We start from the raw sequence: 16,343 nt of genomic DNA on the forward strand, positions 1-16,343 counted from the left end.
GGTCATTCTCCTTTCGGTCGATGTGGGCAGCCTTGGCAAGCACGCCAATGGCTCAGCTTCATGGGGTGATGGGTGGGGGCCGGCGCAAGGGCCAGGCCATGGCACTCGGCCAGCGGCATGCTCTGCCCGATGTGCGGGCATTCGACGACATCGAGCAGCGCCAGCACGGCTTTGGCGATACGGTCCGTCTTGCCAGGGTATTTGCCGGACAGGACCAGACTCACAGTGGTGGGGCTATAGCCCAGGGCGCTGGCCACGGCTCGCATGCTGGTGCGCTGGGCCTCGGCGCGTAGCAGTGCCATCCAGTGCGGCTCAGAGGTCGTCATGGTCGACCTCCTCCTGCCAGACCACCTTGCCCAGATTCGGGTCATAGATGGACTTGGTGCGCTGGACCATCGGCGGACGCGGGCCGGTATAGCGGCTGCGGTTGAAACGGTAGCGGCTCGGCACGCCTCCCGCTCCGCGGCCTTTGCCCTTGGCCACCACCGCTACATAGCCGGCATGCGCCAGGTGCTTAAGGTAGTCGCGCGCCGCAATGGGCGACACCACGACTTCCGAGGTCGATGCCAGGCCGGCCAGCTCCTGATAGTTGAAGTCGCCGCCCAGGATGCGCATGGTGCGCCACATCTGCTCCTGGGCACGCCCCTGGATCACCGGCTGCCCATCCCGAGTCAGCCTCGGTGCCTCCAAGCCGTTATCCTTGAGCAGCCGGTATTGCTTCTCGTCGCAAATGTGCACGGTTTCGTTGCTCTGCTGGATGAATCCGCCACGCTCCAGCGACTGCAGGTAGGAGCGAGTGGTCGTCATGTCGACGTCGGTGTCGTAGGCAATGTCGCGCAAAGTGAAACCGTCGCGGTACGCGCGGATAACCTCCCACAGACGCTGGCGTTTGCTCTTGCCTCCGAGCATTTCCAAATCGGCCGGTTGCCGGATTTTGTTGGTGGCCGCCATCAGAAGGCCCCCCGACGCTTCGGCGCTTCGCCGGTATACAGGTCGCGCTCGCCCCACTTGTCCAGGCTCATCTCCGACTCGGCCAGCATCATGGCTTCCTCGTGGATGCGGGTCAGGTTGACGCAGACCCGGCGCACCGAGCCGTGCGCCACCTCGACCACGTGTGCCAAGAGATCCTCGGCAATCACCACATCCGGGCAGTAGATCGGGGCCAGCTTGCGAGCGTCTTCCAGGCTGACCGGCATAGCGGGAATCCAGGCCATTACCCGGCTATGGAAACGCTCCCAGCGTTTGAGCTTCTGCGGGATGGTTTCCTCGCCCACCAACAACAGCGTGCCTTGGCTGCCCTCGTAGATGTCGCGCACTAGTTCGATCAGCCCGTCGGTGCGCAGGCAGAAGTCGAATTCATCGATAATCAGCGGGCGACGGCTGGCGGCGATTTGCTCGCACACCTGATCCAGCAGGTTGGGAATCGTGCCGGCCGGCTTGATGCCCATCTCGAACAGGATCTTTTCCAGTAGCGCCTTGCGGTTCCAGGCGCTACGCATCTGCACGTAGTAGCCTCGGGTATGATTGGCCAGTGCGCTGCAGGCGATGGTCTTGCCACGCCCAGCCTCGCCATACATCACGCCGATACCGGGCAAGCCTTCGACGCGGGACAACAGTTTCTCGGCGGCGACGGCGACCAGATCGAGATTGGCGATGTTGGCTACGCGATTGACCATTGGTTGAGGTTGCGTCATGATCGAATTTCCTTTGGTAAGTTGATCAGTGCCGTTGCAGCGGCAGTGGGTCGTTAAGCGCTCTTGCGCTGATAAGTTCGGAACTCGGCGGTCGCCTGATAGGTGTGCCGCCATTTCCTTGCCTTCTCGCTATCGATTTCCTCCTCGTTCATGCCATTCAGGCGCTGCCACTCGTGCCAGCGTGCCTCCGGGCTGGCCGGTACCGACCAAGCCGGCAGATCGGATACCGGTTCCGGCAACGGTTCCGGGGTGTTCAGCTCTTGCGGGGCCAACTCGATCTCCACGGTGTCCAATGCGCGGGCGCGGGCGGCCAACTGCTCGCGGTTGATGGTCATGAAGCCGGGGATGGTGACGGTGTCGATGTGTTCGAGCACCGGGGTGCCATGCAACTCTTCGCGCACCTCGACCAGCTTCGCCGTCAGACGTTTTTCTCGGCCGGCGGCGCGCTTTTCGCGGGCGCGGTCGATAACCGACTTCGGCATGTAGTCGCGCTTATTGGCATCCAGCTCAGCGGTACAAAGGAAGCGCCCCTCGTCGTCGTAAACCCACACGTTGTGGGGATCGTGGATGTCGTAGCCGACGCGCAGCTGTTCGCCGTGGAACTCCTCCAGGGCGCGCGCAAAGTAGCGGTTGCCGAACACCTCCAGTTCGCAGCGGCGCACGGTGCGCAGCACTTGCGGGCGGAACAGTGGCCGCGCTTCATCGTCGGTGACGCGATGCGCTTCGAAGCCCTGAGCGACATGCAGCGCCCACTTCTCGTTCGGGGTCATGTGGCGACGGCGGCCGGTGGCCGGGTCGGTGATCTTCGGCAGGCTGCGGTGCGGCCGGTCGTTGTACTCGGCCACCTTTTCCTCGCAGAACGCCACAAAGCGGGTCCATGCCATCAGCGGCATAGCCGTTGCCTCGCCGGGCTTGACTGAATGGGCGATAGCCTTGCGTGACAGCTTGAAGATCGACAGCTTGGCTTCGCGGTCCATGTCGTGACCGATGTAGCCAGGCAGGCTCTTTGCTGCGTTGATCCAGATGATCTGGTGCAAGCGCTCGATCACGCCGCGCGCCTGGGAGTTGTACGGCAGGCTGTTGATCATCTCGATGCCAAGGCGAGCCATAAAGCCGGTAGCCACGTCCAGCATCATCTCGTTCTTGTAACCTGAGCCGTTGTCGACGTAGAACACGGCCGGAATGCCATGCTTGAGGCAGGCGTCACGCAACGCGTCGAGGACGGCCAGGGCCGACTCCGCCAGACCGATAGACCAGCCAACCGCCCGCCGGGTGGCGATGTCGACCACGGTGGTGATTTCCGGCCGGAACGGGCGGCCATGCAGCGGGTGCTGTACTTCGGCGTCGAAGGTGTGGCCGTCTGCGCTGTAGATATCGCCCGGCAGCAGGTTCTCAAACCCGCGCCGTATGAACGGCTTGAGGGTTTTCAGCTCACGCTCACCCAGCCGTCCGATCTCGCGGCTGACGTTGCCGACCTTCTGCAGGAAGCGGCGCACTTGCCACACGCTCGGCACCTTGGCGAGCGGCTTCTCGGCTCCCCATGCTTTGAGGAATTCGCGGTATGCATGCTCGACGGTCGGTTTTTCCGGGCGCTGGTAGTAGGCCAGGAAGGCCGGTGCCCACTCTGGCACGGTCATGTCACGTTCGCGCTTCTTTGGCGCGAGCATGCCGGCGCGCTCGTACTCGACAAACCGCAGCAGGCTACGCACGCTCGGCAGCCCATCCAGGCTGGTCCGACCACGGTTGTCCCGCGCCATCTTGAGCATGCCGACAACTTGTTCGTTTGCCGCGCCCACACGTGCCATGTCGAGCAACACAGTAGCCGCTTTCTTCATGGGATAACCGGACCGCTGCATCAGCAGTTCCAGCGCCTGCAGCACGCCTTTACGGGCATCAGCCTTGAGTGCTTGGCCTTCGGTTTCAATCAGGGATAGTTGCGCCTCTCGACGCAACGGCAATATCGGCGCGGTAACAGTGGTCGCTACTTGTTCCGCTGCTTTGGCCTTAATGGCGGCGATGACATTTGCAGGGGGGGTATATTCACGCCGCACGCCACCTCTGCCGGGCACCTCTACGTAAGGCCATCCCTCGCGATCAGCGCGGGCGATCAGCTTGCCCTTAGATGTCGGCAGGACTGGCAACTTCATTGCAGCCAGCTCCGCCGCGCCATAATGTGACTTGATTGCGCTCATTGCTCAGCCTCGCCAAACAAGGCCAGTTCCGGTTGCGCCGCCTTCATCACGTTTTGGCGGTGATAGGCGAACTCGGTCAAAGTGCGCGTCAAACAAGAAAGTGTTTCTTCTACTCCTTGGCCGTTCTGGTAAAACTGAGATAGCAACGCCAAAGCTGAGGCAGCGTTGACTTGAACCTCCGAGAGCGCAGCAACGCCTGCGCGTTTGCCACTCGGGATTTCAACGACCACTCGGTCGCCATGCGCCAAGCATAGGTACTCGCTCACAAACGCAATGCCACAAAAAGTTTCAAACTGGCGGAGCCGATTCAACGGCATCGAGGTATCTGCCAACCAGCGATACAGGGTCTTTAGCTCCACCCCCATCAGATCGGCCAGAACCTTAATTGGACGGCGATGTTCGCCTGCGTACTCCACGCACAGTTCGAATGCCTCGCTGAGGCTAGCTGGTCGAACTGATTTCCATTTTCTGTTTCTCATGTCTCGCTCCATGCGTGCGCGAAACGCTTAGATAGCGTTTTTGGCTTAGCGGAATTACGATTCAGTTCATGCCGCAGCCGAAGAAAACTCGGCAGCTGAACGTGCATGAGCGAGAGGAGGCAGAACCGGTTTAAAATGGCGTTTGGCGTAGCGGCTCGGCCAGATGGTTTCGGGTGCTTCGCCGATGGCGGCGGCAATGATTCGCTCCGCTTTTGGCCATGGGCGATCTAGCCCGTTATTGAGTGCGCCGGGACTCAGCCCAACGCCTACGGACAGCTTTCGCAGCGACCAGCCCTTTTTATGCAGCGCTGCCACGATGTCCGCGCGATGCCAGTCGATGGCGTCTTTTTTTGCGGCGGGTTGTGTGTTCATTCCATAATCCTTTGAGTTGATTAGGCATGCACACATTAAGCGTTCCAAAGTGTTCCGTCAAGAGTGTTCCCAATGGAACGCTTTACTATGGGGCGCACGGAAGCATATTGCCTACATAAGCAAATGATTTTTATTGATAAAAATAAAAACCCCTGGCGCTAGATAACCGTTCCCAAAAGGGAACACTTTTTGAGGAATAAGTGTGCCACCCCAAAAACTCTTGTCAGCAGCAGAAATTGCCGCGCTGAAGCTTCCCGGACTGCCATCAAGCAAAGGGAAGGTCATCGAGCGAGCGGCTAGCGAGGGCTGGTATTTTGAGGAGCGTAAAGGAATCGGTGGGACGCGCCGTGTCTATGCCGTACCCGAGCGCTATCTACCGGTGCAGGAGTCCTGCAACGACCAGGCGGATCATTTGCAGCAGGCGATAGCATCTATTTCCCAAGCCAAACCCACGGGTCCGACCCAGATCGACCTCGAAACTTTACGCATGGTAGAAACGCTCCTGGATCAAACCTTGCAAGCCAAAGGGTTGAGCCTCAAACCGGAGAAGAGAGGTGCTGTGGTGGCATTTCTTTATGACTACGCGGTACGTGGTGGAGGCAAAGAAGGCATCGAGATGGCCGTCGCCGCCCTCGTTGCTTAATTGGATATATCTACGCGTTACGTTATGATAATCGCTTTGACAGTGGCATCAAGGCATGTCGGAGCGGGAAGAGGCTCTTGAGGCCGTAAGAGCCTTGCTTCTGGATGCTCTGGTTGAACGACCGAATACGTCCTGCTTCTACTTACGACCTCAAGCCACATTCAGAACCAGAGACGCAGCAAACGACGCCTGCTTTTGTCGTACAGCCCTCCGAAACGTGTTAACAAGCATTCGCTACAGTGCCAAAAACCGTGCAAGAATCGTCAACCTCCTGCCATTTCTAATCGCTTTTGTGCACTACTTCCTTGACGATCAAAATCAGCTCATAGCCGCGTGGCTGTTAGCTCTCTGGCCGATTCTCACCACGAAACACCCGGTGTCAAACTAACCACTCCCCCACAGCCGGTTGTCCGTCTCAAGCACGCGATTCGCCATTTCGACCAGATGCCCGATCTCCGGCGTTGAGTCATGCGTCGTCATGGGACCCTGCAATACCTGCCGATCCTCGAATGGCACGCCAGCCAAGCGCTGCCGGAAGGTATGTTTCAAGTCGTGCACCCGAATCTCAGCAAAGCCAGGGTTCGCCTTTCTGCCTGTTTCCTCTCCGTACCGCTTGGCCGTCCCTTGGTTGGCTTGGTGCGCCGGCTTGTTGGTTGTCAGGCCTGTCCCTACTGTCATGGCGATAAATATTCAATATGCTAATATCTTATTCGGTGCATATGACAATGTCCGAATATGACTTCCCTGCTGATTCTCGACTGCGATGGTGTGCTGGTAGATAGCGAGCGCATTACTCATCAAGTGTTTGCCGACATGCTGAATGAGCTGGGGCTGGCGGTGACGCTGGAGTACCTGCTGGAACATTTCATCGGCTTGTCGATGCCTCAGTGTCTGGCCAGGGTCGCGGAGATGCTGGGGCATCCGCCGCCGCCGGATTTTGTTGAGCATTATCGTCTGCGCAGCCAGTTGGCCTTGCAGGCCGGGGTCCGCCCGGTTGAGGGGGTAGTCGAGGCGCTGGATCAGATCGAGGTGACGCAGTGCGTTGCTTCGAACGGCTCCTATGGCCGGATGCGAACCACGCTTGGGCTGGCCGGCTTGCTGTTGCGGTTTGAGCGCAGCCTGTTCAGTGGCTGTGACATCGCGCAGCCCAAGCCCGCCCCCGATCTCTATCTTCAGGTTGCGCGCCAGTTTGGCGTGGCACCGCAGGATTGTATCGTTGTCGAAGGGACGCCGAGCGGTGTGATGGCGGGACAGGCGGCCGGCATGACCGTGCTGGGCTATGCGGGGTTGATCCCGGCACACCGCCTGCAGGCTGCCGGAGCGCACCAGGTCCTGCATCACATGCAGGCATTGCCATCACTGGTGGCGGCACTCAAGGCTCAGGCAGCCTGAGCGGTATTGGCCTGCATGCAGCAGCGGCAGCGGCCGAAAATGCTCTGACCCTGTTCAATGCGTCGCCAGGTATGGCGATGGTTCCTGATCGTGCGGGCGAGGGCGGCGCGGCGTTCGTTTTCCTGGCCGCGCGTCGGCACACAGTACTCAAAGTCGACACTGATGCCATGTGGACAGCGCACGGTCACCCGCAACAGCTGGCGGGCATGACCCAGTGCAAGACGCTTTTGTTTCATCGATCCGACTCTCCGCCCATAAGCTCGATGGCCTGATTATCCCATGCGCGTAGGTCGCATGGGATGTCCCCCCTCTGATCCGGATCAAATCGGCACGCAATCTTCCGCCGATCTCTGCATTTGCCTCAAGGTTGATAATGGTCAATATTAGTAATTGCTGCTGTTTGCAAGAGGCACTTGAAAAACAGCTGCTTAAAGACCTGTGATCCGTTTTTAATGCACTGGTCATTTTATGAAATATAAGTGACAATCTCAGGCTAGATAAAAATCCCCACAGACAAGACAGTGGGGAGAGATGGGAGAGACTCGCATGGCCTGGTTCTGGCGCCTGTATCAGTGCATCGAAAAGACTTTCTGGAACAGCTTGGGCAAGAAGCTGGCCAGTTTTTTGTTCATCAGTCTGTTTCAGCTCATGTTGACGGTCTATCTCTACTGGCGGCTGGATGATGTCCGCAGCCAGTTGCGTGCGGGTCCGGTCAGCGAAGGTGCCCGCCAGGTGCTGGCCGGCAATGTGGATTCGGTGCTGTTGTGGACCTGGGTCTTCTGGCTGTTCTGCGCCGTCTTCATCGTGCTGCAAATCTGCTACCTGCGTTTTCTGATTGTGCGGCCTTTGCGCATGATCATTACCATCTTCAATGAGATTGGCGACGGCGAGGGTGATCTGTCGCGCAATATCCCGACCGTGACCTTTGATGAAATCCGTGAACTGTCGCTGTCGTATAACCGCTTCGTCACCAAGATGCGCGAAATCATCAGTCACGTTCGCCTGATGTCGGTGCGTATTGCGCTTGATTCGGCCCGCACCGGCAAGAACGTCAGCGAATCGCTGGAGATGGCGCGCGAACAGGCACTGTCTGCCACCCGGGTGCATGAAACCAGCGACGAATCGACCCGTGGCGTCGAGCAACTGACGGTGCAGGCACACGGCATTGCCGAAACCACCGAGACCAATCTGGGCGTGGCCCGCTCGTCCTATGAAGAACTCAATCTGGTCGCTGAACGCATCGGCGTGATCAGCGAGCAGGTCACGCATTTCAATACCACGGTCGAGGATCTCAGCCAGCGTTCCGCCAGCATCAAATCGATTGTCTCCCTGATTCAGGACATTTCCGACCAGACCAATCTTCTGGCGCTGAATGCCGCCATCGAAGCAGCCCGGGCCGGCGAGCAGGGACGGGGTTTTGCTGTTGTGGCCGATGAGGTACGCAAGCTGGCCGAACGGGTGAAGGTGGCGACCAACGAAATTTCCGGCAACATCGAAGGCATGCTGACCCTGGTGGGCAATACCGAAGTGGAAACCGGAGAAATCCGTGCCGGCACCACCGAGGCCAGTCAGGTCGTGTCGCGTGCCTCGGCCAATTTCAGCAGCATGATCGGCGACTTTGAACGTACCGCCGGCAGTCTGGGTGATATGGTCGGGACGCTGGATCGTCTGGCCGACTCCAACCGCCAGATCAACGGACACGTTTCAGAAATCCACTCGCTGGGCGAGCATGTCAAGCAACGCCTGGATCTGACCCAGCAGGCAGCCAACGAACTGGCCGGAGATACCGAGCAGGTGCAGGAACTGGTATCGCGTTTTGTGGTGGGCGAGGGGCCCTTTGACCAGATGGTCAACCGGGTGCGCAGTGCGCGGGATGAGCTGCAGAACCTGCTGACCCGCAGCCAGGCAAACGGTCTGGATATCTTCGACCAGCGTTATCAGCCGATTCCCGGCACCCAGCCACAGAAATACAGCACCAGCTATGACCGTCAGCTGGAGCGTGCCTTGCAGGCGGTGTACGACGCCTGCGCGGCGGAAATCCCTGCCAGCCGCTTCTGTGTCATGACCGACAATCAGGGGTATGCGCCGACCCATATGAGCCGCGCCTCGCAGCCCCAGACCGGTGATCCGGCGCATGATGTCGTGCACAGCCGCGACAAGCGCATTTTCAATGACCCGGCCGGCCTCAAGTCGGCGCGCAATACCAAGCCGTTCCTGCTGCACACCTATTGTCGGGATACGGGTGAAGTGCTGTCGGAGGTCTCCTTGCCTGTGATGGTCAATGGCCGCCACTGGGGGGCGTTGCGTCTCGGATTCGACCCCCTGGCACTGCTGCAGCAAAGCGGACACTGATTGCGCCGCTTGCCATCACGCCCTCGATGGCCGTCGCTTTTTGTCTGACAATCCCCTTCATTTTTGGCCGCGCAGGTCGAAAAGAGGGGGGCGGGGACAGTGCCCGCCCGTCAGCAGACAAGGAGCGAATCATGAAAAGGATCAAGCAAGGTCTGGCCCATGCCGGCCAAACCGGATTTTTCTGGCAATGCAGCGTGGCACTGGTGTGGATGATGTTTTTCTACGGTTGTGCCCATGCCATGGGCTGAGTCAGGTACCGATGGGCCGGATCATCTCCCTGTTCAGAAAGACAGCCCGAGGCCCAGGCTGATGCTGGCCGCTCCCGGGCTGCTCTCCTGACTCTGGGGCGGCATGGTGGAAAAGCCGGGCATCCCCAGGCGCGAGTAACGGTAGTCAATCCCCAGACTGCCATGCAGCCTGTCATTCAGTTGGTAATCGACCCCCACGCCCAGCCGGTAGAGCGGCACACTGCCATTGAGCGCGTCGTTGCCCGGTGCCGCATTTCCCTGATTGCGTCCAAGCAGTGCGCTGCCGGTCAGCTGCCAGTGCGGGGCCAGCTGGTATTGCACCAGCGTCCCCACGCCGTAGTAGTCCACCCCTTGTGACGGCCCGTTGGTGCTGCCGGACTTCTGCCAGGACGCATGGCCCATTTCGGTAAACGGCACCAGCAATAATCCCGGGGTAATCAGCCAGCCCATGCCCAGCCGGCCATGGAAGTGCCTGCTCTGGCTTTCCGTTTGCCAGGGGACGGCCCAGGCCAGCGGGGTGCTGCGTATCCCGGCGGAAAAATAAGTCGGATGTCTGCTGCTGCCGCTCAGTGATGTCAGCTCAACGCCGTGCGCATCGCCGTCCGGTCCGTACGCGTCGGTGCCGCTGATCTGCAGCCACGTCGCCGGAAGCCGCAGGCCGCTGCCCTCGCTGGCTTGCGCCAGGGCGGGGCCGGTCGCACTCAAACAGACTGACAGGCAGACAAGCAGACAGGTGCGCATCATGCATTGCTCCCGCGAAGAGGTTCTGCTTTCAATCTAGGCGGTGCTGGCGGCACAGACAATGTCTCCCCCATGAAAAAAAATGCCCTCCGGCCTGAGCGGGAGGGCACAACGCATGCCAGAGAAAGGAATTACTTCAGCGGTTCAAAACGCGCGGTAAAGAAGCGCAGCAGCTTGGGTTCGTACACCATCTTCAGACCCTTGATCTGGCTGCGGCGCTGATACAGGCTGATGACCGCATCGGCGACATCGTCCAGATGGGCATAGGTGTAGACCCGGCGCGGAATGGTCAGGCGCACCAGCTCCAGCTTGGGCTTGTGATGCTCGCCGGTCAGCTTGTTGCGGCCTGCCGATACGATGCCGCGCTCCATGCTGCGTACCCCGGATTCCAGGTACAGCTCGGCGGCCAGCGCCTGAGCCGGGAATTTTTCCTGATCCAGATGCGACAGGAAGGCACGGGCGTCGAGGAAGACGGCGTGACCGCCTACCGGCCGCACGATCGGCACACCGGCTGCCGTCAGCTTGTCGCCCAGATAGCGGCACTGGGCGATGCGGTGCTCGATATAGTGGAAGTCCACCGACTCTTCAATCCCGCGTGCCATGGCTTCCATGTCACGGCCGGCCATGCCGCCGTAGGAGGGCATGCCTTCGAACAGCACCACGATTTCCGTTGCACGTTGATACAGCTCGTCGTCATTCATGCACAGGAAACCACCAATATTGACCAGGCAGTCTTTCTTGCCGCTCATGGTGCAGCCGTCGGCATAGCTCATCATTTCCTTGAGGATGCTGGCGATGCTGGCGTTCTTGTAGGCTTCTTCGCGTTCCTTGATGAAGTAGGCATTTTCCACGCAGCGGGTGGCATCGAACATTACCGGGATGTTGTGCTGGCTGCACAGCGCTTTCACTTCACGCAGATTCTGCATGCTGACCGGCTGACCACCGGCCAGGTTGACCGTCACGGCCACGCAGACATAAGGAATCTTGTCGGCGCCGACTTTTTCGATCAGTGCCTGCAGCTTCATCACGTCCACATTGCCCTTGAACGGATGTTCGTACTGCGAGTTGTGCGCCTCTTCGATGATGATGTCGACGAAGGAGGCGCCATTGCGCTCCTGGTGAGCCCGGGTTGTCGTGAAGTACATATTGCCCGGCACAAAGTCTCCGTCCTTGATCATCAGGGTCGACAGAATGTTTTCTGCCCCGCGGCCCTGGTGTGTCGGCACGATATGTTTGAAACCGTAGTACTCGCGTACGACTTCCTGCAGGTGAATGAAGTTGCGGCTGCCGGAGTACGCCTCGTCACCCATCATCATGCCGGCCCACTGATTGTCGCTCATGGCCGTGGTGCCGCTGTCGGTCAGCAGGTCGATGCCGACTTGCTCGGACTTGAGCAGGAAGGTGTTGTAGCCCGCTTCCTCGATATGGGCCTGACGCTGTTCGCGCGTGGTGACGGCAAACGGTTCCACAACCTTGATCTTGTACGGTTCGGACGGGTAACGCATGTTGCACTCCTGAGTGAGTTGGTGTTCGGGATGCTTAAATTGTTGCCAACAGTCGGCTTATTCCGTTTGGGTTATGCCAAGGAATCGACGGAAGTGAGCATATCCTGTCCTGCTAACGGATAACAATGGGTTGATAGTTGCCTTGTTGACATTAATCAATGAAACGATGTGCCAATAATCATGAAAAATGGGGCTGAATAAGGAAGTCGAGTCGGCGGGCTTCAGTATTGGTGGGTCTTTGATGGGGATTCAGCGTGTTACGCCGACGCGGCATGTGGTTGTCGCCTTTTTGCTGCAGAGGGGACTGACATGACGGGGTCTGGTTCAGTGAATGACGATGGAGATAAGGAAAACGAGGGATGCGGTGATTCATATCCCTCCGGCAGAAAAAGCGTCACTTTTCTGTCACCAGCCTGCAACGATCAGCGCATAAAGTGCCTTCCAAATTTGGGGCCGATTCGCATGGAATCGCTTTAAAAATCCGAATGTCATAGGTGCCGCGTGAGCATACGAAATCGTATTGCATGGTTGGTGTTGGTCAGCTTTCTGGCCATCCTGTCGATCGGGGGCTATGCCATCTGGCAGGCCGGCGCCAATGCCCGTGCGGTGAAGTCAGTCACGGAAGGGGCCGTGCCCAGTGCGCTGGCCTCGGCCGATCTGGTCTCCGCACTGAAGGATGTTCAGCTAGCCACCATGAATGTGTTGCAGGCGACAGATGCACGGCTGTTGGGGCAGGCTCAGACCACCCTCGGTGACAGCGAGCAATTGCTACGGACACAGCTGGCATTGCAGGGGCGTCTGGCCAGCAATGCCATCCAGCATGGTCTGGTACAACAAGCTGCTGAAGTGCTCGACAGTTACTTCGATTCCATTGCCGATGCGGTCAGGCTCAAGCTCGCCGGTCAGAATGACATGGCCAATGCCACCTTTGCCGCCAGTGTGCTGCAATATCAGGACAATCTGCAGCAAATCGTCAGCACCCTGCGAGTAGAAAAGAACCGCAGCAAGGACGAAGCGATCCAGGCCCTCAATCAGAGTCTGGCAGGCACTGCGGCGACCTTGTCCCTGGTGACGCTGGTGACGCTGCTGGGACTGGGCTTGCTCGGCTGGCTGTTGTACCGGCAGATCGTGCGGCCGATCAGCAGCATGCAGCGCACCATGAGCGAGATTGCCCAAAGTCAGGATTTTTCCCGCCGCGTGCCGGTGGAACAGCAGGACGAAATCGGCAAATCCGTGCAGGCCTTCAATGCCATGGTGGCGCAGATCGAGTCCAGCACCGCACTGGTGCGTCAGAAGACCCATGACATTCAGGCCATGTTGCAGAACATCCCGCAGGGGATTCTGACCCTGGTGGAGGGGCATCGGGTGCACCCGGAATATTCTGCCCATCTGGAAACCATCCTCGCCACGCGCCACATCGCCGGGCGCGACATTCTGGACCTGCTGTTCCGCGGCAGCCATCTCGGCGCCGACATCCTGTCCCAGCTGGAGGCCGCCATGGCTTCCTGCATCGGCGAAGACAGCATGAATTTCGATTTCAACCGTCATCTTCTGGTCGGGGAGCTGGAAAGGGCGTTGCCGGATGGTCGCAAGCAGGTGCTGGATTTGAGCTGGTCGGCGATTTGCGATGACGACGACAGGGTCCAGAGACTGATGCTGTGCGTGCGGGATGTGACCGAGTTGCGCGCGCTGGCAGCGGAGGCGCATCAGCAAAAGCGCGAGCTGGCCATCATTGGTGAAATTCTGGCCGTCAGCCAGGAGAAATTCCATGAGTTCATTACCAGCGCCATCCGTTTTATCGGCGAGAACGAACAACTGATTCGCCAGAGTCCGCACGGAGAGGCCGAGGTCATTGCCCAGTTGTTCCGCAATATGCACACCATCAAGGGGAATGCCCGTACCTATGGGCTGACTCATCTGACACAGACCGTGCATCAGGCCGAGCAGCGCTATGAGCAACTGCGTCAGCCGCAGCCGGCGATTGCCTGGGATACGCCGCAATTGCTGGACGAACTGGCCCAGGTCCGTTCTCTGGTCGAACACTACGCCCATATCAACGAGGTGTCGCTGGGGCGCAAGGGGCCGGGTCGGCGGGGGAGTGCCGAGCGTTATCTGCTGGTGGAGCGCGAACAGATCCAGGAAACGCTGGCACGGCTGGAGTCGGTCAACACGGGCAATCTGCATGAGCTGATTGCCGTGCACCAGGCCGTGCATCAACTGCTCAATCGCATGGGGACCGAGTCCCTGCAGGATATGTTGTCCGGGGTGCTGTCCTCCCTGCCTTCGCTGGCGGAAGAGTTGGGCAAGCTGCCGCCGCAGGTGCTGCTGCAGGATAACGGCTATGTGCTGCGCAGCCAGATCGCCGGCACCCTGAAAAACGTCTTCATGCATCTGCTGCGCAACGCGGTCGATCATGGCCTGGAAACCGCGCAGGAGCGGCAGGCGCTGCATAAGCCGGCACAAGGAACCATTCGAATTCAAGTGAACAAGACGGGTGACCATCTGGTGCTGCGTCTGAGTGATGATGGCCGGGGTCTGGCGCTGGGGCGGATCCGCGAGCGCGCCATCGAGCAGGGGCTGATCGCCCGGGATGCCGCGCTCGATGATGAGGCTGTCGCCAGCTTGGTTTTCCGTCCTGGTTTTTCTACCGCCAGTCAGCTCAGCGAAGTGTCCGGACGCGGGGTGGGCATGGATGCGGTTCAGTCGTTTATCAAACGTGAGAATGGCCAGATCTGCCTGCGCTTCCTGGATCAGGAAGCCGGCGCGGATTTTCGCCGCTTCGAGACGGTGGTCACCTTGCCTGCGGCACTGGCGGTGCAGGTGGAGATCCGTGAAAACAAACTCGTCGAGCATCCGCAGGCCATCGCCTGATCTCGGCGCAGACAGACACACTTTTGCACCGAGATGGTGAGAGGAAACGAAAATGGCACAAGTATTGATGGTGGATGATTCCAGTGCGGTACGTAACGAAGTCTGTGATTTTCTCAAGGCCAATGGCCTGACGGTGATTCCGGCCGTGGACGGCAGGGACGGGCTGGAGAAGTTGCGTGCCAATCCGGGCATCAGGCTGGTGGTCAGTGATGTCAACATGCCGAATATGGATGGCCTGACCATGGCGGAAAAGATCCGTCAGGAGCTGAAAAACATGGCGGTCAACGTGATCATGCTGACGACGGAAAACAGTCCGGCGATGAAGGAGCGTGGCAAGGCTGCCGGGGTTCGGGGCTGGATCGTGAAGCCATTCAATGGCGCGGCGGTACTGGCTACCTTCAAGAAGCTGGTCGCCGAGTAATCGGCAGCAACGCATGTGTGTCGCCCCGCCAGGTCTGGCCGGGGCGTTTGTCTGAAAGCGCGGGCGGAATGGATGGCGTGATGGCGGGGATCGTGGTGTTGGTTGTACTGGTGACGGGTTTGATCATGTTGTGCCTATGGCTGCGGCAGCGGGTGCGCCGGCTGACACTGGATCTGTTGCAGCAGGGGCAGGAAGTGGCGATGCTGCACAGTCAGGCGTCAGGGCAGGCGCTGGATGCACACAGGTTGGCGGACTTGCAGGCACAGATCGATCAATTGCAGACCGAGAACTCGCGTCTGTCTCTGGCCCTGCAGCAAAGCGAAGCCGCCTTGCCTGCGCATTGCGAGTCGGCGCGCAGCGAGGCCATGCTGGCGGCAGACAAGGCCTGGGCAGCGCGCTACGCGCAATGGCAGCAATCTTTGCAGGACGAGCAGCGGGCCCTGGCCGAGGAGATGTCGCGCTTGCTCGGCCTGGTGCAGACCATTGAGCGCTGGCATGAAGAGATGCAGGCCATCCTGGTGAACAATCAGCGATTACGTGAGCAAAATGAGCGTTTTGCCTCCATCGTCAAGAGTGTTGTCATGCTGGCGCTGAATGCGGCGATCGAGGCGGCGCGTGCGGGTGAGCAGGGGCGGGGCTTTGCCGTGGTGGCGGATGGTGTGCGTGATCTGGCACTCAATGCCGGCGTCCTGTCCGGCGAGTACAAGAAGAACCTGGAGCGCAATGATCTGGTGACCACCACGACCTTTCAGGATCTGCAGGCCAGCGGGAAGATGATCCGTACCGCGGTGTTCAGTCTGCAAAGTGCCAGCGACAGCCTGTTTGGCAAGCTGCATGCCGAGGTTGCGGCATGATCACGGCGGCCACCAGAACATCACTTGATCAGCTTTATCAGCAGGCCTTGCAGGATGGCTGCCGGGTCGATCTGTCTGATTCCTGCGTGGTGACTTCCTGCGACCCCGCGCAACAGATCGCGACGGCGCCCGGCCAGGCGCTGATCCTGCTGAATATCTCCAGCTATCAGTTCCGCCTGCTGCATCTGTTCCACTTTGAAGACAGCGAGGAAATGGCGTGCTGTCTCGGTCGTCTGCTTCGCAGCGCCGAGCCCCCGCGCGGCCAGGACCTGCTGGATGCGTATGGCGAAGTGGCCAACATGATTTGCGGCGCGGTCAATCGCGCGCTGTGCGTGCCTTTTCATCATGTTGGCATGTCGACGCCGCTGATATTGGGTAGCGCCTGTCTGCGGCATCTGGACATGTTGTCGCTGTCCCTGCAGCGCCACTACCAGGCACAGATCGGTCCTGGCTGTCACCTGTCGCTGACGGTTGGTCTGATGCTGACACCTGGTAGCCAGTTTGATTATCAATTTGAGAGACAGCACGCCCTGGAAGAGCAGGCCGGCGAACTGGCGTTGTTCTGAGTGATTTCAGGTG

Annotated in this window: 16 protein-coding genes; 7 read left to right on the forward strand and 9 right to left on the reverse strand. The window is 59.4% G+C overall.

What is annotated here, in order from left to right; translation table 11 throughout:
• Positions 1-2 precede the first annotated feature (2 nt).
• From JNO51_RS05670 to JNO51_RS05695, 6 genes are all read right to left on the reverse strand, one after another.
• Positions 3-326: an XRE family transcriptional regulator gene (locus tag JNO51_RS05670; protein ID WP_215782044.1), complete on the reverse strand. Its 324-nt coding sequence runs from the start codon at positions 324-326 to the stop codon at positions 3-5.
• Positions 313-909, reverse strand: a complete 597-nt coding sequence (locus JNO51_RS05675; RefSeq protein WP_252346196.1) for a helix-turn-helix domain-containing protein — start codon at positions 907-909, stop codon at positions 313-315. Before JNO51_RS05675 ends, JNO51_RS05670 begins: the two co-directional genes overlap by 14 nt.
• 41 nt (positions 910-950) lie before the next feature.
• The gene (locus JNO51_RS05680) at positions 951-1,694 is read right to left on the reverse strand and encodes an AAA family ATPase (protein WP_215782046.1); all 744 of its coding nucleotides are present in this window, start codon (positions 1,692-1,694) and stop codon (positions 951-953) included.
• A gap of 53 nt (positions 1,695-1,747) precedes the next feature.
• Positions 1,748-3,886: a Mu transposase C-terminal domain-containing protein gene (locus tag JNO51_RS05685; protein WP_215782047.1), complete on the reverse strand. Its 2,139-nt coding sequence runs from the start codon at positions 3,884-3,886 to the stop codon at positions 1,748-1,750.
• Positions 3,883-4,365, reverse strand: coding sequence for a hypothetical protein (locus tag JNO51_RS05690; RefSeq protein ID WP_215782048.1), 483 nt, complete (start codon positions 4,363-4,365; stop codon positions 3,883-3,885). The genes JNO51_RS05685 and JNO51_RS05690 overlap by 4 nt, the downstream gene beginning before the upstream one ends.
• Before the next feature lie 66 nt (positions 4,366-4,431).
• Entirely contained in the window at positions 4,432-4,737 is a 306-nt protein-coding gene (locus JNO51_RS05695) for a helix-turn-helix domain-containing protein (RefSeq protein ID WP_215782049.1), read from the reverse strand.
• A 202-nt stretch (positions 4,738-4,939) separates the two neighbouring features.
• On the opposite strand from JNO51_RS05695, the gene JNO51_RS05700 reads away from it, so the two are divergent.
• Positions 4,940-5,380 (forward strand): hypothetical protein, encoded by a 441-nt coding sequence (locus JNO51_RS05700; RefSeq protein WP_215782050.1) that lies wholly within the window; start codon positions 4,940-4,942, stop codon positions 5,378-5,380.
• A 735-nt stretch (positions 5,381-6,115) separates the two neighbouring features.
• Entirely contained in the window at positions 6,116-6,772 is a 657-nt protein-coding gene (locus JNO51_RS05705; protein ID WP_215782051.1) for an HAD family phosphatase, read from the forward strand.
• On the opposite strand, the gene JNO51_RS05710 is transcribed toward JNO51_RS05705, so the two are convergent.
• Positions 6,760-7,008, reverse strand: coding sequence for a hypothetical protein (locus JNO51_RS05710; RefSeq protein ID WP_215782052.1), 249 nt, complete (start codon positions 7,006-7,008; stop codon positions 6,760-6,762). The two genes, JNO51_RS05705 and JNO51_RS05710, sit on opposite strands and share 13 nt — an antisense overlap.
• Positions 7,009-7,318: 310 nt before the next feature.
• On the opposite strand from JNO51_RS05710, the gene JNO51_RS05715 reads away from it, so the two are divergent.
• On the forward strand, positions 7,319-9,124 hold the full coding sequence (locus JNO51_RS05715) for a methyl-accepting chemotaxis protein (protein ID WP_215782053.1): 1,806 nt from the start codon (positions 7,319-7,321) through the stop codon (positions 9,122-9,124).
• A gap of 281 nt (positions 9,125-9,405) precedes the next feature.
• On the opposite strand, the gene JNO51_RS05720 is transcribed toward JNO51_RS05715, so the two are convergent.
• Both JNO51_RS05720 and JNO51_RS05725 read right to left on the reverse strand, forming a co-directional pair.
• Positions 9,406-10,116 (reverse strand): outer membrane protein, encoded by a 711-nt coding sequence (locus JNO51_RS05720; RefSeq protein ID WP_215782054.1) that lies wholly within the window; start codon positions 10,114-10,116, stop codon positions 9,406-9,408.
• Between the two features lie 128 nt (positions 10,117-10,244).
• Positions 10,245-11,618: a tyrosine phenol-lyase gene (locus JNO51_RS05725; RefSeq protein WP_215782055.1), complete on the reverse strand. Its 1,374-nt coding sequence runs from the start codon at positions 11,616-11,618 to the stop codon at positions 10,245-10,247.
• Positions 11,619-12,149: 531 nt separating this feature from the next.
• Between JNO51_RS05725 and JNO51_RS05730 the strand changes: the two genes are divergently transcribed.
• The 4 genes from JNO51_RS05730 to JNO51_RS05745 are packed head-to-tail and all read left to right on the forward strand — an operon-like array spanning position 12,150 to position 16,330.
• Positions 12,150-14,489: a HAMP domain-containing protein gene (locus tag JNO51_RS05730; protein WP_215782056.1), complete on the forward strand. Its 2,340-nt coding sequence runs from the start codon at positions 12,150-12,152 to the stop codon at positions 14,487-14,489.
• 52 nt (positions 14,490-14,541) lie between these two features.
• On the forward strand, positions 14,542-14,910 hold the full coding sequence (locus JNO51_RS05735) for a response regulator (RefSeq protein WP_215782057.1): 369 nt from the start codon (positions 14,542-14,544) through the stop codon (positions 14,908-14,910).
• 17 nt (positions 14,911-14,927) lie between these two features.
• Positions 14,928-15,764, forward strand: a complete 837-nt coding sequence (locus JNO51_RS17335) for a methyl-accepting chemotaxis protein (RefSeq protein WP_252346197.1) — start codon at positions 14,928-14,930, stop codon at positions 15,762-15,764.
• The gene (locus JNO51_RS05745) at positions 15,761-16,330 is read left to right on the forward strand and encodes a hypothetical protein (RefSeq protein WP_215782058.1); all 570 of its coding nucleotides are present in this window, start codon (positions 15,761-15,763) and stop codon (positions 16,328-16,330) included. Before JNO51_RS17335 ends, JNO51_RS05745 begins: the two co-directional genes overlap by 4 nt.
• Positions 16,331-16,343: the final 13 nt, after the last annotated feature.

The sequence above is a fragment of the Paludibacterium sp. B53371 genome (assembly GCF_018802765.1).
In the GTDB taxonomy this organism is placed as follows: domain Bacteria; phylum Pseudomonadota; class Gammaproteobacteria; order Burkholderiales; family Chromobacteriaceae; genus Paludibacterium.

Coding starts and splice junctions, on each gene's coding strand:
- JNO51_RS05745 (WP_215782058.1), top strand. CDS start 15,761: ATGATCACGGCGGCCACCAGAACATCACTTGATCAGCTTTATCAGCAG.
- JNO51_RS05685 (WP_215782047.1), bottom strand. CDS start 3,886: ATGAGCGCAATCAAGTCACATTATGGCGCGGCGGAGCTGGCTGCAATG.
- JNO51_RS05715 (WP_215782053.1), top strand. CDS start 7,319: ATGGCCTGGTTCTGGCGCCTGTATCAGTGCATCGAAAAGACTTTCTGG.
- JNO51_RS05690 (WP_215782048.1), bottom strand. CDS start 4,365: ATGAGAAACAGAAAATGGAAATCAGTTCGACCAGCTAGCCTCAGCGAG.
- JNO51_RS05670 (WP_215782044.1), bottom strand. CDS start 326: ATGACGACCTCTGAGCCGCACTGGATGGCACTGCTACGCGCCGAGGCC.
- JNO51_RS05695 (WP_215782049.1), bottom strand. CDS start 4,737: ATGAACACACAACCCGCCGCAAAAAAAGACGCCATCGACTGGCATCGC.
- JNO51_RS05680 (WP_215782046.1), bottom strand. CDS start 1,694: ATGACGCAACCTCAACCAATGGTCAATCGCGTAGCCAACATCGCCAAT.
- JNO51_RS05675 (WP_252346196.1), bottom strand. CDS start 909: ATGCTCGGAGGCAAGAGCAAACGCCAGCGTCTGTGGGAGGTTATCCGC.
- JNO51_RS05720 (WP_215782054.1), bottom strand. CDS start 10,116: ATGATGCGCACCTGTCTGCTTGTCTGCCTGTCAGTCTGTTTGAGTGCG.
- JNO51_RS05735 (WP_215782057.1), top strand. CDS start 14,542: ATGGCACAAGTATTGATGGTGGATGATTCCAGTGCGGTACGTAACGAA.
- JNO51_RS05725 (WP_215782055.1), bottom strand. CDS start 11,618: ATGCGTTACCCGTCCGAACCGTACAAGATCAAGGTTGTGGAACCGTTT.
- JNO51_RS05705 (WP_215782051.1), top strand. CDS start 6,116: ATGACTTCCCTGCTGATTCTCGACTGCGATGGTGTGCTGGTAGATAGC.
- JNO51_RS05710 (WP_215782052.1), bottom strand. CDS start 7,008: ATGAAACAAAAGCGTCTTGCACTGGGTCATGCCCGCCAGCTGTTGCGG.